Genomic DNA, 13,988 nt, shown 5'->3' on the forward strand with positions numbered 1-13,988 from the left:
CATGGCGATCACGGCGAGCATCACCCACCTGACGCACTACAAGTACGACCGGCCGGTGACGCTGGGCCCGCAGATCATCCGCCTGCGCCCGGCCCCGCACAGCCGGACGCGGGTGATCTCGCATTCGCTCAAGGTCTCGCCCGCCGGTCATTTCGTGAACCATCAGCAGGACCCCTACGGCAACTGGCTGGCGCGGTTCGTCTTTCCCGAGCCGGTAACGGAGTTCCGCATCGAGGTGGACCTCGTCGCGGACATGACCGTCTACAACCCGTTCGACTTCTTCACGGAGGAGAGCGCGCAGGAGTGGCCCTTCGGCTACCCCGAGGAGTTCCGCGAGGATCTGTCGATCTACATGACGCCCGAGGCGGCCGGCCCGCTGCTCTCGGCCTTCCTGGCCACGGTGCCGCGCGAGACGACCGGGACCGTCGATTTCCTCGTGGATCTCAACGCCCGGCTGCAGCGCGAGATCGACTACGTCGTGCGGCTGGAACCGGGCGTGCAGACGCCGGAGGAGACGCTGGGGTCGGCGCGCGGCTCATGCCGGGACACGTCGTGGCTGCTGGTACAGGTCCTCCGCCACCTCGGCTTCGCCGTGCGCTTCGTGTCGGGCTACCTGATCCAGCTGAAGCCCGACCTCGTGAGCCTCGACGGGCCGGCGGGGACGGACCACGACTTCACCGACCTGCATGCCTGGGCGGAGGTCTACCTGCCCGGCGCCGGCTGGATCGGCCTCGACCCCACCTCCGGACTGCTGACGGGCGAGAGCCACATCCCGCTGGCCGCGACGCCGCACTACCGCAACGCCGCCCCCGTCGTGGGCATGGCGAGCTACGCCGAGGTCGATTTCCACTTCGACATGCAGGTGACTCGGACGGCGGAGCATCCACGGATTACCAAGCCCTTCCCGGAGGAGAGCTGGGAGGCGCTGGACGCGCTGGGCCGCAAGGTCGACGAGGCCATCGCCGCCGCCGACATGCGGCTGACGATGGGCGGCGAGCCGACCTTCGTCTCCATCGACGATTTCGAGAGCGCGGAGTGGAACACCGCCGCCGTCGGGCAGACGAAGCGGGGGCTGGCGGACCAGCTGATCCGGCGCCTGCGCGACCGTTTCGCGCCAGGCGGGTTCCTGCATTACGGGCAGGGCAAGTGGTATCCGGGCGAGACGCTGCCGCGCTGGACGTTCTCCCTCTACTGGCGCCGGGACGGCAAGCCGATCTGGCGCGACGAGGCGCTGGTCGCGGGTGAGGCGCAGGAGACGGGCGCGACGGCGGAGGATGCCGAACGCCTGCTGGGGCGGATCGCCGAGGGCCTCGGCGTCGGCGGCGACCACGTGGTACCGGCATACGAGGACCCGGCGGAGTGGGTGCTGAAGGAAGCGGGCCTGCCAGAGAACGTCAGCCCGGAAAACTCGAAGCTGAGGGACCCCGAGGAGCGCCACCGCATCGCCCGCGTGTTCGAGCGCGGCCTGACCGAGCCGTCGGGCTACGTCCTGCCGGTGCAGCGCTGGCAGGCGCAGGCGGCGGGCCATCGCTGGAAGTCCGAGAAGTGGACCCTGCGGCGCGGCAAGGTCTTCCTCGTCCCCGGCGACAGCCCGGTCGGCTACCGCATCCCGCTCGGCTCCCTCCCCCACGTTCCGCCGTCGCAGTTCCCCTACATCCACGTCACCGACCCCTCCGTCCCACGCGGCCCCCTGCCCGACTTCGCCCCGCCCGACGCGCCCGAGCCGACGCCCGAGCGGCAGCAGCCGGTGACCGAGCCGGTGGCCTCCGGCCCGGTGCAGGACGTGATCGAGCAGGAGCTCGGTCCCGTCGGCGGCGCGGTCCGCACGGCGATGAGCGTCGAGCCGCGGGACGGGCGGCTCTGCGTCTTCATGCCGCCGGTGGAGGCGCTGGAGGATTACCTGGAGCTCCTGTCGGTGGCCGAGGCGGCCGCGGCCGAGCTGAAGCTGCCCGTGCATATCGAGGGCTACGCCCCGCCGCAGGACCCGCGCCTGAACGTCATCCGCGTCGCGCCGGACCCCGGCGTGATCGAGGTGAACGTGCAGCCGGCGCACTCCTGGGACGACTGCAAGGCCATCACCTTCGGCGTCTACGACGACGCGCGGCAGACCCGCCTCGGCGCGGACAAGTTCATGATCGACGGCCGGCACACCGGCACCGGCGGCGGCAACCACGTCGTCGTCGGCGGCCAGACGCCGGACGACAGCCCGTTCCTGCGGCGGCCGGACCTCCTGCGCTCGCTCATCCTGCACTGGCAGCGGCATCCGTCGCTGTCCTACCTGTTCTCGGGCCTGTTCATCGGCCCGACGAGCCAGGCGCCGCGGATCGACGAGGCGCGGCACGACACGCTGTACGAGCTGGAGATCGCCCTGGCGCAGATCCCCGACCCCGAGGAGGCGCCGCCGCCCCTGCCGTGGCTGGTGGACCGCCTGCTGCGGAACATCCTGATCGACGTCACCGGCAACACCCACCGGGCGGAGATCTGCATCGACAAGCTGTTCTCGCCCGACGGACCGACCGGCCGCCTCGGCCTCGTGGAGTTCCGCGGCTTCGAGATGCCGCCCGACGCCAAGATGAGCCTCGCGCAGCAGGTGCTGATCCGGGCGCTGCTGGCGCGGTTCTGGCAGAGCCCGCTGAAGGGCCGGCCGGTGCGCTGGGGGACGACCCTGCACGACCGGTTCATGCTGCCGCATTTCGTCTGGGCCGACTTCCTGGACGTGCTGCGCGACCTCTCCGACCACGGCTTTCCGGTGCGGCCCGAATGGTACGAGGCGCAAGCCGAGTTCCGCTTCCCGTTCTGCGGCGAGGTGGAGTACGACGGCGTCCATCTGGAGCTGCGGCAGGCGCTGGAGCCGTGGCACGTCCTCGGCGAGCGCGGCGCGATCGGCGGCACCGTGCGCTACACCGACAGCAGTGTCGAGCGGATGCAGGTGAAGCTGACGACGACCGACCCCGGCCGCTTTGCGGTGGCCTGCAACGGCCGGCTGGTGCCGCTGGCGGACGCGGGCACCAGCGGCGTCCGGGTCGGCGGCGTCCGCTTCAAGGCGTGGCAGCCGGCGGAGGCGCTGCACCCGGTGCTGCCGGTGAACGCGCCGCTGACCTTCGACATCTTCGACACCTGGACCGGCCGCGCGCTGGGGGGCTGTATCTACCACGTCGCCCACCCCGGCGGGCGCAATTACGAGACGTTCCCGGTGAACGGCAACGAGGCCGAGGCGCGGCGGCTGGCGCGGTTCGAGAAGATGGGCCACACGCCCGGCCGCTACCGCTCGCAGCCCGAGGTGCCGCATCCGGAGTTTCCGATGACGCTCGACCTGCGCCGCGCCCCGGGGGTCTGACGCCGCCCATGCCCGACCCCGCCGCCCGCGCCCTGCCCGACCTGTCGGCGCTGCTGACCGGCTACCGCCCGCCCCGCGGCGTCGCGGACGAGTTGCTGCGGCCCGACGGCTCGGTCCGGCCGGTCTGGCGGCCCCTGCTGGAGCTGCTGGCGGGGGAGAGCGCCGACGGCCTGCGCCAGCGCTTCGCCCGTGGCGAGCAGTACCTGCGGGACGCCGGCGTCTACTTCCGCCAGTACGGCACGGGCGCGGCCACGGCGACCGACCGCGACTGGCCGCTGAGCCCGCTGCCGGTGATGATCTCGTCCGAGGAGTGGATGCGCCTCTCCGACGGGATCGCCCAGCGCGCCGACCTGCTGGAGCGGGTGATGGCGGACCTCTACGGCGAGGGGCGGCTGGTGTCAGACGGCTACCTGCCCGCGGAGCTGGTGGCGGGCAATCCGGAATGGCTGCGCCCCCTGGTGGGCATCAGGCCGCGGTCCGGGCACCACCTGCACTTCCTGGCGTTCGAGATCGGCCGCTCGCCCGACGGGTCGTGGTTCGTCCTCGGCGACCGGGCGCAGGCGCCCTCGGGGGCCGGCTTCGCGCTGGAGAACCGGATGGCGACGAGCCGGGTCTTTCCCGACCTGTTTCCGGCCGCGAACGTGGAGCGGTTGGCCGGCTTCTTCCGCGCCTTCCGCGACGGGCTGAACGACCTGCGGGACGACACCGGCGGGCGGGTCGCGATCCTGACGCCGGGCCAGCACACGGACACCTACTACGAGCACGCCTACATCGCCCGCTACCTCGGCTTCATGCTGCTGGAGGGTGCGGACCTCACGGTCAGCGACGGCCGGCTCGCGGTTCAGACGATCAACCGGCCGGAGCCGATCAGCGTGGTCTGGCGTCGGCTGGACTCGCGCTTCTGCGACCCGCTGGAGCTGGACGAGGGCTCGACGCTCGGCACGCCGGCGCTGGTCTCGGCGCTGCGGTCGGGCGCGGTGACGATGGCGAACTGCCTCGGCTCCGGCGTGCTTGAATCGCGGGCGCTGCTGGCCTTCCTGCCCCGCATCAGCGAGCGGCTGCTGGGCGAGCCGCTGCGCCTGCCGAACATCGCGACCTGGTGGTGCGGCCAGCCGGCGGAGCGGCAGTACGTCCGCGACAACCTCGACCGGATGATGATCGGCCCGGCGCTGACGACGCGCCTGCCGTTCGACGGCGAGGCGACGACGATCCTCGGCGGCAAGGTCCGCGGCGGGGCGACAGGCTCCATCGGCGACTGGCTGGAGGCGGAGGGGGCGCGGCTGGTCGGGCAGGAATCGGTGACGCTGTCCACGACCCCGGCGATGGAGGACGGGCGGCTGGTGCCGCGGCCGATGGTGGTCCGCGTCTTCGCCGCCCGCACGCGCGACGGCTGGGCCGTCATGCCCGGCGGCTACGCCCGGATCGGCGGCGGCGTCGATCCCACGGCGCTTGCCCTGCAGGCGGGCGGGTCGGTCGCGGACGTCTGGGTGGTCAGCGACAGCGCGGTGAAGACCGACACGCTCACTGCTGCGGCGGGCGACGGGGCGCTGCGGCGGATGCCGGGCCTGCTGCCCGCCCGCGCGGCCGAGAACCTGTTCTGGCTCGGCCGCTACGTCGAGCGGGTGGAGAACGGCGTGCGGCTGCTGCGCGCCTATCACCTGCGCCTCGACGAGGCGGGGCGTCGGACGGGGCCGCTCCTCGACCACCTGGCGGAGACGCTCGACGCCCTCGGCCTCGACCCGGACGAGCCGCTGCCCGAGGGGTTGCTGACGCTGTTCGACGCCAGCCGGGGCTGCGCGGCGAAGGTGCGCGACCGCTTCTCCGTGGATGGGTGGAACGCCCTGAACGACGTCGCCGGCACCGCCCGTGCCTTCGCCGGGCGGATCGAGTGCGGGGACGACGCGGCGCGCGCGATGAGCGTCCTTCTGCGCAAGCTCGCCGGCTTCTCGGGGCTGGTGCACGAGAACATGTTCCGCTTCACCGGCTGGCGCTTCCTGACGATGGGCCGGGCGCTGGAGCGGGCGGCGCACACCGCGCACCTGCTGGCGGTCTTCGCCGACCCCGACGCGCCGGACGGCGCGATGGACGTCGCGATCGAGGTCGGCGACAGCGTCTTCGCCCACCGCCGCCGCTACGCCGTCGGCACCACGCGCGAGACGGTGATCGACCTCCTCGCCCTCGACGGCGGCAACCCCCGCTCGCTGATGTTCCAGGCCGACGTCCTGGCCGAGCAGGAACGCCTGCTGCCGACCGCCGACGCGCCCGGCCAGCTGAGCGAGGCGGGGCGGCGGATCCTGCGCCTGCGCACCGACCTCGCCGTCGCGCGTCCCGTGGAACTCGACGGCGACCGGCTGCAGGAGATGGCGGCCGGGATCGCCGCGATCTCGGACCTGCTGACCCTGCGCCACCTGGGCTGACCGATGGACCACGCGACGCTCTACGACATCAGCCTGCGCATCGCCTACGCCTACGACGCGCCCGCCGCCGCGAGCCGCGCGGTGCTGCGGATGCTGCCGCTGACGGGGCCCGGCCAGCAGCTTGTCACCGGCTTCGTCGACGCGCGGCCGGGGCCGGCGGTGCGGCGGGACGGGCGCGACTTCTGGGGCAACGCCACGGTCGAGATCGGATACGACACGGCGCTGGAGGAGGTGGAGTTCCGGTTCGACGGCCGGGTGCGGCGGCAGCGGCCCGACGACGGGCTCGACCTGTCGTGCGGCCTGTCGCAGCTGGCGTCCGAGCTGGCCGCGGCGCAGAGCCTGCACCCGCTGTCGCCGCAGCATTTCATCGGCACCTCGCCGCGCGTCGTCCCGGTGCCGGAGATCGCGGCCTTCGCCCGCGCCGCGACCGTGGAAAGCGGCTCGACCCTCGCGGCGGTGCGGGCGCTCTCCGCTGCGCTGCACGGCGAGTTCACCTTCGATCCCGAGGCGACCGACGTCACCACCGACCCGGCCGAGGCGTTCCGCAACCGCCGCGGCGTCTGCCAGGACATCAGCCACGTCATGATCGCCGGCCTGCGGGGGATCGGCGTGCCGGCGGGCTACGTCTCGGGCTTCCTGCGGACCGACCCGCCGCCCGGCCAGCCGCGGCTGGAGGGGACGGACGCGATGCACGCCTGGGTGCGGGCCTGGTGCGGGGCCGAGACGGGCTGGGTCGAGATCGACCCCACGAACGACATGCTGGCTGGGGTGGATCACGTCGCGGTCGCCGTGGGGCGGGATTATTCCGACGTCTCCCCGGTCCGGGGAACGCTTCGCTCGGCCGGGACGCACACGACGGAGCACCGGGTGGACGTGGTGCCGGTCGGCTGAGGCTCAGTCCTCGGTCCAGCGCCGGACGTGGGGGAGGTGGATGTCGAACAGGTCGAGGGCGCGGCCGACCGACTGATCGACCATCTCCATCAGCGAGCGGGGCTTGCTGTAGAAGGCCGGCACCGGCGGCATGATGATCGCACCCGCCCGCGTCGCCTGGTCCATCAGCGCGATGTGCCCGGCATGGAACGGCGTCTCGCGCAGCATCAGGACGAGGCGCCGCCGCTCCTTGAGGCACACGTCGGCGGCGCGGGGGATCAGCTCGCCCGCGTTCGAGGTGGCGATGTTGGACAGCGTCTTGACCGAGCAGGGCGCGACCAGCATCCCGATCGTGCGGAACGAGCCCGACGACAGCGCCGCGCCGATGTCACGGTGGCTGTACAGGACGTCCGGCAGCGCCTTCATCTCCTCGGCGTCCATCTCCACCTCGTCCTGCGCAGTGCGCAGGGCGGAGGGCGAGAGGATGCCGTGGGTTTCGATGTCGGGCACGTCCTTGAGCAGCTGCAGCGCGCGAATGCCGTAGATCACGCCCGACGCGCCGGTGATCGCGATGACGATGCGGCGGCGGGCGGTCATCGGGCGGCCTCGTGAAGCGGCCGAGGTGCGGCTGCGACGTCGCAGCCGCGAGGCGAAAGGGCCGGAGGCGGACCGCGGCGTCGCCCGGGGGCGCGCGGGCCGCAGGCGTGGCGGCCGGGTCCGGTCTGCGATGTCTCGATCATGCGCCGCCTCCCTCGCGCCCTGTCTGCCCGACGGGTGGAGGCAGGTCCAGCGAGGACGTCGATCCGTCGGCGCGCAGCGGGGCGAAGCGGCCGGCCTTGATACGACAGCGGGGCCCCGAAGGGCCCCGCGCGCGTCCGCAGGGGACGGAAAGGCTCACGCCTCTTCTTCGGTCTCCGCCTCTTCGGCGTCGCCCTCGTCACCCGCCGCGGCGGCGCCGCGGAGGCCCGACGGGGCCGAGATGTTGGCGATCACGAAGTTCCGGTCGACGGTCGGCTTCGCGCCCTCGGGCAGCGTCACGTCCTGGATGTGGATGACGTCGCCGACTTCCTTGCCGGTCAGGTCGACCACGATCTGCTCGGGGATGTCGCCGGCGATCACCGACAGCTCCACCTCGGGGCGGACCACGGTGAGGACGCCGCCGCGCTTGATGCCCGGGCTGGCCTTGTGGTTCTCGAACTCGACGTGGACGAAGATGTTCACGCGGCTGGTGCGGCGCAGGCGCATGAAATCGACGTGCGTCGGCAGGTCCTTGACCACGTCGCGCTGCACGCCGCGGCAGATGACCCGGACATCGTCCTGGCCGTCGACCTTGAGGTTGAACAGCGTCGACAGGAAGCGGCCCTGGCGCAGGCGCGCCAGCAGCTTGTTGAAGTCGAGGTTGATCGGAAGCGGGTCGTTGCCGCCGCCGTAGACGATGCCGGGTACCTTGCCCTCGCGGCGGGCTTGACGGGCGGCCCCCTTGCCTGTCCCCGTCCGGACCTCGGCGACAAGATCCGGGATCTCGCGTGCCATGTCGGTTATCCTTTGCGTTGGTCGGCCCCCCTCCAAGGGTGTGGGACCGGGTGGAAGCCCGGGCCTATAGGGGGGAATCCGGTGTTTGGAAAGGGGGGACGTGCGCCCCGCCGCGGCGGTGATGCAGCGTCCGAGAGCAAGAGCACCCGCCCCGGCCCTGGGCCGGGGCCCCGCGGCGAACGAGCGCTTCAGTCGAAAGAGGCCCCGGCTCACGGCCGGGGCGGGCGTTCCGATGCGACAGGTTTCGCCACCCGCCCCGCCCGGAATCGGCCGCTTCAGCGGCCCGGGCAGCGTCTGGCCACCCCCCGGCCAGACGCTTCCTCACCACCTGCGAGACGGCCGAGGGTATTCGGGGGTGGCGAGATAAACCGCGTCCACCGCGGCGTCGGAGCGTCCGTCCGCGGCCAGACGCCGCCCTCCGGTCGAGCTACGGCAGCGCGGACGCCGCCCGCTGGACGACGCACGGCAGCGCAAGGCCCCGCTTCCTACCGCATCGCCCGCAGCCACATCCGCCCGTAGGGCGGCACCCGGACCGTGCCGTGGCTCACCGCCAGCGGGGCGCCGGCCAACAGGTCCTCGTAGGTCTCCTCCGGCGCCAGCCCCAGCGCCCAGGGCGGGACGTCCTGCGCCCGCGGCTCGAAGTTGTAGAGACACAGGACCGGCCGGGCCTCGCCCTCGCGCTCCACCGCGAACAGCGACGGGTGGCCGAGGTCGAGGACCCGCGTCGGCAGGCCGGACGCCAGCTGCGTCGTCGCCTTGCGCACGGCGAGGATGAGCTTCGTCCCTGCGTGCAGCCGCGCCGCCGGCGACGTGCCCTTGCCCAGCCGCTTCACCGCGTTCCAGTCCATCCGCGGCCGGTGCATCCACCGCCCGTCCGCCGCGAGGTCCAGATCCTCCGCGTAGGAATGATCGTTCAACAGCCCGATCTCATCGCCCATGTAGATCAGCGGTATCCCCCCGAACCCCGCGATCAGCGCGTGCCCCAGCAGGATGCGCTCGATCGCCAGATCCACCTCCGCCTCGTCCCCCGAGGCCAGCGCCGCCTCCAGCCCCGCGAGCGAGGCGAAGCTGCCGTTGGTCCGCCGGTCCCCGGTCTCGGGGTTGGACTGGAAGTCGGCGCCGCGGGCGAAGCTGCCGGGGAAGCTGCCGTTGTAGAAGTCGGCGAGGAAGGTGCGGTGCCCCGGCCCCGACATGTGCGGGATCGCCGCCGCGTCCTCCTCGGTGATCGCCCAGCCGATGTCGTCGTGGCAGCGGATGTAGGTGGCCCAGCAGGCCCGGCGGAAGCTTTCGGGGAAGTGCGTCCGCAGGACGTGGGTCATCAGCCGGGTGTCCCGCGACGCCAGCGAGGACCAGAACTGCACCATCAGGTTGTTGTGGTAGGCGAGGTTGCTCTCGCGCCCGGCATGGCTTCCGACGCCGAGATACGGCACCAGATCCCGCGGCCCCACGATCGCCTCGGCCTTGTGGATCACGCCCGGCGCGGCGACGCGGGTCGCCTGGGTCAGCGCCTGCAGGATGTCGTGCACCTCCGGCAGGTTCTGGCACTGGGTGCCGAGGCGTTTCCACATGAAGGCGACGGCGTCGAGGCGGAACACCTCCACCCCCTTGTTGGCGAGGTGCAGGATCGTGTCGAGGACGGCGAGGAAGACCTCCGGATTCTCCCAGTTCAGGTCCCACTGGTACTCGTTGAAGGTGGTCCAGACCCATTTGCCGAGGTCGGGGTAGAAGGTGAAGTTGCCGGGCGCCTGGTCGGGGAAGATTTCCAGCAGGGTCTGCTCGTACTGCTTCGGCACGTCGTCGGTGTCGTACATCCGGTAGAAGGCCTGGTAGCGCGGATCGCCCGCCTTCGCCTTCTCGGCCCACTCGTGCTCCTTCGCCGTATGGTTCAGCACCATGTCGATGCAGGGGCTGATCCCGGCCTCGCGGAAGGCGCGGCAGACCGCCTCGAAGTCCTTCATCGTGCCGAGTTTCGGGTCGATGGCGCGGTAGTCCATCACCGCGTAGCCGCCGTCGGACTGGCCGGAGCGCGGCTTCAGGAGCGGCATCATGTGGGCGTAGGTGACGCCGAGGTCGGTCAGGTAGGGGATGCGCTTCGGCACGTCCTTCAGCCGGCCGGCGAAGCGGTCGACGTAGAAGACGTAGCCCACCATCTCCGGCCCGAGGAACCAGTCGGGATCGACGTCGCGCAGGAGGTCCAGCCGGCGCAGGTCGTCCGGACGTTCGGCGGAGTGCCGGGCGAGGAGGGTCTTGAGGTCGGCGAGAAGCCCGTCCAGCGCAGCGGCGCCGTACAGCTTCGACAGCGGGCCGATCAGGTCGCGCCGCCCCCGGGTCCAGCGCAGCTCGAACAGATCGTCCGGAGCGGTCTTCGCCGTGCGCGTGCTCGCCTTCGCCATGCCGTCCCCTCCGCTTGCGTGCCGCGACTCTGCCCGCGCCCCGGACGGGCCGCAAGGATCAGCCGTAGGCGGCGTGGCGCGGCAGGCCGTCCTCGGGCAGCACCTCCCACGGGGCCTTCGACGTGGCGAAGATGTGGGCCTGCGGCGTCAGCGACGGCGCGTCCGCGAGCGTGCCGTAAGCGACGTGCGCCCATTGCCCCTCGCGCACCACGGACCACAGGAGCGAGCCGCAGCTGCGGCAGCGCACGTCGTGCGCGCCGGCGGGGTCGCCGTGGATCAGCTGCGCGCCCGGCGGCGACAGGTCGGTCAGCCGGCCGATCTCGATCCCGCCGAACGGCTTGTTCGCGGCCCCGGTCGCCCGGCGGCATTGCTGGCAGTGGCAGATGAGGGCGTAGCGGAACGCGTCCTCGACCTCGTAGCGGCAGGCCCCGCACAGGCATCCGCCGGCGAGGCGCCCGCTCACTCCGCCGCCGCCCGCAGGGGCTCCGTCGCCCAGCGCCCCTCGAAATCGTCGGGGATCAGCAGGTTGTGCCGGCCGAGGTTCTTCACGTCCCGCTCGCCGCACAGCGCCATCGTGATGTCGAGCTCGCGGCGGATCACCTCCAGCGCCCTTGTCACCCCCGCCTCGCCCATCGCGCCGAGGCCGTAGATGTAGCTGCGGCCGATCATCGTGCCGGTCGCGCCCATCGCCAGCGCCTTCAGCACGTCCTGTCCCGAGCGGATGCCGCTGTCGAGCCAGACCTCGGAGCGCCCGCCGACCGCCCGCAGGATCGACGGCAGCATCCGGATCGAGGACAGCGCGCCGTCCAGCTGCCGACCGCCGTGGTTCGACACGATCATCGCGTCGCAGCCGAGTTCGGCGCATTTGCGGGCGTCGTCGGGGTCGAGCACGCCCTTCAGGATCAGCTTGCCGCCCCACTTGTCGCGCAGCCGCGCCACCTTGTCCCAGTCGAGCCTCGGGTCGAACTGCTCGGCCGTCCAGCTCATCAAGGAGCGGATATCGTCGACGTTCTTCGCGTGGCCGACGATGTTGCCGAACGTGCGCCGCTTCGTCTGCAGCATCTCGATCCCCCAGGGCCAGCGCGTCGGGATCGCCATGTCGGCGATGTTCTTCAGCGTCAGCCGCGGCGGGGCGGTGAGGTCGTTCTTGAGATCCTTGTGCCGCTGGCCGAGGATCTGCAGGTCCAGCGTCAGCACCAGCGCCGACACGCCCGCCGCCCTGGCGCGGGCGAGGATGTCGTCCACGAACTCCTCGTCCCGCATCACGTAGAGCTGGAACCAGAACGGCGCCTGCGTCGCCTCGGCCACGTCCTCGATCGAGCAGATCGACATGGTGGAGAGCGTGAACGGCACGCCGAACGCCTTGGCGGCGCGGGCCGCCTTGATCTCGCCGTCGGCGCGCTGCATCCCGCACATGCCCACGGGCGCCAGCGCCACCGGCATCGACACCGGCTCGCCCGCCATGCTCCCGGCGAGGGAGCGTCCCGACATGTCCACGGCCACCCGCTGGCGCAGGCGGATCCGGTCGAAGTCGCTGGTGTTCTCGCGGAAGGTCTGTTCCGTGTAGCTGCCGCTTTCGCAGTAGTCGTAGAACATCCTCGGTGTGCGCCGGCGGTGCAGGCGCTTGAGATCGTCGATGCAGGTTATGACGGCCATCCCGCCGGGTCCTCCGCCACAGCTCTCATCCATCCTAGCAACGCGCCCGCGGAGTGGCAATGCGGCGGGTTGCGCCGCCCCCGCCCGGCGCTAGGGTCCGCAGCCTGGCGAAGGAACGGCGGCGGACATGGAGACGATACTCTGGGGCACCTTCGGCGGGTTCGTCGCGATGGCGGCGACGACGCTGGGCGCGATCCCCGCGGTGATCGGCCGCTCGCTCAGCCAGCGGGCGAGCGACACGATGCTCGGCTTCGCCGCCGGGGTGATGCTGTCGGCCGCCTACTTCTCGCTGATCCTGCCGGGAATCGAGGTCTCGACCGAACGGACGGGGTCCGAGGTCGTCGCCGCGCTGATCGCCGGGGCCGGGATCGCCCTCGGCGCCGGCTTCGTCGCCTGGCTGAATGCGACGATCCCGCACGAGCATTTCCGTTCCGGCCCCGAGGGCCGCGACGCCGCACAGATCGCGCGGATCTGGCTGTTCGTGATTGCGATCACCATCCACAACTTCCCCGAGGGCCTGTCGATCGGCGTCGCCTTCGGCGAGGGCCGGGCCGGCGGGCTGTCCGTGATGACCGGCATCTCGATCCAGGACATCCCCGAGGGGCTGGCGGTGGCCGTCGCCGTCGTCGGCCTGGGCTATCCGCGGCGGACCGCGTTCCTGACCGCCCTCGGCTCGGGCGCGGCCGAGCCCGTCGGCGCCTTCGTCGGCGCCTCGCTGGTGTCGGTGTCGCACTCCCTGCTGCCCTGGGGCCTGACCTTCGCCGCGGGCGCCATGCTCTACATCATCAGCCACGAGATCGTGCCCGAGACCCACCGCAACGGCCACCAGCACCGTGCCACGGCGGGCCTGATCGTCGGGCTGATCGTGATGATGATCCTCGACGTGACGCTGGGATAGGCGCTCCGGGTTGATCCCGCGCGCCGGGGCGGGTTCGATGGCAGCCACGGGAGCCGCGCCATGTCCAACCCCCTCGTCCTCAGCCTGACCGCCAGCGCGATCGCCTTCGTCCTGGTGGCGGTGATGGCGGCCGCCTTCTGGCGGCTGGCCCGTCCGCGCTGGATGGGGTTCGAGGGGCGGACGCTCTGGGACTGGCTCGGCCTGATCCTCAGCCCCGGCGCGGTCGCCGCCGCCGCCGCCGGCTTCGGCGCGCTGCAGTTCGTGCTGTCCGAGCGGCGGGCGAACGAGGAGATCTTCGTCGCCTATGTCGACCGGGTCACCGCGCTTCTCGTCGATCCGGCCCTCGCCGAGGCGCCGGAGACGGCGCGCGCGGCGGGACGCGCGCAGACGGTGGCTGTCCTGTCCCTGCTGCCGCCCGAGCAGGCCGGCCGCGTCGTGCGCTTTCTCGCCGCCATCGGCCGCCTGGACGAGTTCGCGGGCGAGATGGAGGGCATCGACCTCACGCGCGCGGACCTCTCCGACCTTCAGATGAGCGGGATCGACCTCGAGGACGCCGCGCTGTCCGGGGCCGATCTGGAGGGCGCCGATCTGGAGGGGGCGGATCTGTCGGGAGCGGACCTGACCGGCGCCGACCTAGATTTCGCGGTGCTGCGGGACGCGGACCTGTCGGGAGCCGCGCTCGCGGGGGCGCTGATGCGGGGGACGGACCTCAGGGGCGCGGATCTGCGGGGGGCGATCGATCTGCGGACGGGGGACCTCGCCGCCGCCTGCACGGACGCCGCGACGCTGTTCCCGCCCGGCGTGGACGTCCCTCCGGCCTGCGCCGATCCGGCCGCGGAAGACGACGACGATGAGGAGGACGACGACGGCGGAGACGACTGACC

The 13,988-nt window shown here is 72.1% G+C and carries 10 protein-coding genes; 5 read left to right on the forward strand and 5 right to left on the reverse strand.

Annotation, left to right across the window (positions count from 1 at the left end; genetic code table 11):
• The first annotated feature begins 1 nt into the window (after position 1).
• Genes A37W_RS0105210 through A37W_RS0105220 form a run of 3 tightly spaced genes read left to right on the forward strand, consistent with a single transcriptional unit; the run spans position 2 to position 6,645 of the window.
• On the forward strand, positions 2–3,337 hold the full coding sequence (locus A37W_RS0105210) for a transglutaminase family protein (protein ID WP_018301970.1): 3,336 nt from the start codon (positions 2–4) through the stop codon (positions 3,335–3,337).
• 8 nt (positions 3,338–3,345) lie between these two features.
• A complete protein-coding gene (locus A37W_RS0105215; protein WP_018301971.1) occupies positions 3,346–5,754 on the forward strand; it encodes a circularly permuted type 2 ATP-grasp protein in 2,409 nt (802 codons plus the stop codon).
• Between the two features lie 3 nt (positions 5,755–5,757).
• Positions 5,758–6,645, forward strand: coding sequence for a transglutaminase domain-containing protein (locus tag A37W_RS0105220; protein ID WP_018301972.1), 888 nt, complete (start codon positions 5,758–5,760; stop codon positions 6,643–6,645).
• Between the two features lie 3 nt (positions 6,646–6,648).
• Here the strand turns inward: A37W_RS0105220 and A37W_RS0105225 are convergent, their stop codons facing one another.
• From A37W_RS0105225 to A37W_RS0105245, 5 genes are all read right to left on the reverse strand, one after another.
• Entirely contained in the window at positions 6,649–7,221 is a 573-nt protein-coding gene (locus tag A37W_RS0105225; protein WP_018301973.1) for a UbiX family flavin prenyltransferase, read from the reverse strand.
• A 297-nt stretch (positions 7,222–7,518) separates the two neighbouring features.
• Complete coding sequence (locus A37W_RS0105230) at positions 7,519–8,157, reverse strand: 50S ribosomal protein L25/general stress protein Ctc (RefSeq protein WP_018301974.1); 639 nt, start codon at positions 8,155–8,157, stop codon at positions 7,519–7,521.
• Positions 8,158–8,642: 485 nt separating this feature from the next.
• Positions 8,643–10,550, reverse strand: a complete 1,908-nt coding sequence (locus A37W_RS24510; RefSeq protein WP_018301975.1) for an amylosucrase — start codon at positions 10,548–10,550, stop codon at positions 8,643–8,645.
• Positions 10,551–10,608: 58 nt separating this feature from the next.
• Positions 10,609–11,013, reverse strand: a complete 405-nt coding sequence (locus A37W_RS0105240) for a GFA family protein (RefSeq protein ID WP_018301976.1) — start codon at positions 11,011–11,013, stop codon at positions 10,609–10,611.
• Complete coding sequence (locus tag A37W_RS0105245) at positions 11,010–12,206, reverse strand: alpha-hydroxy acid oxidase (RefSeq protein WP_018301977.1); 1,197 nt, start codon at positions 12,204–12,206, stop codon at positions 11,010–11,012. Before A37W_RS0105245 ends, A37W_RS0105240 begins: the two co-directional genes overlap by 4 nt.
• Positions 12,207–12,333: 127 nt before the next feature.
• On the opposite strand from A37W_RS0105245, the gene A37W_RS0105250 reads away from it, so the two are divergent.
• Both A37W_RS0105250 and A37W_RS22715 read left to right on the forward strand, forming a co-directional pair.
• Positions 12,334–13,104 (forward strand): ZIP family metal transporter, encoded by a 771-nt coding sequence (locus A37W_RS0105250; protein WP_018301978.1) that lies wholly within the window; start codon positions 12,334–12,336, stop codon positions 13,102–13,104.
• A 60-nt stretch (positions 13,105–13,164) separates the two neighbouring features.
• The gene (locus A37W_RS22715) at positions 13,165–13,986 is read left to right on the forward strand and encodes a pentapeptide repeat-containing protein (RefSeq protein ID WP_018301979.1); all 822 of its coding nucleotides are present in this window, start codon (positions 13,165–13,167) and stop codon (positions 13,984–13,986) included.
• Positions 13,987–13,988 lie beyond the last annotated feature (2 nt).

The organism is Wenxinia marina DSM 24838 (assembly GCF_000379485.1).
Lineage (GTDB): Bacteria > Pseudomonadota > Alphaproteobacteria > Rhodobacterales > Rhodobacteraceae > Wenxinia > Wenxinia marina.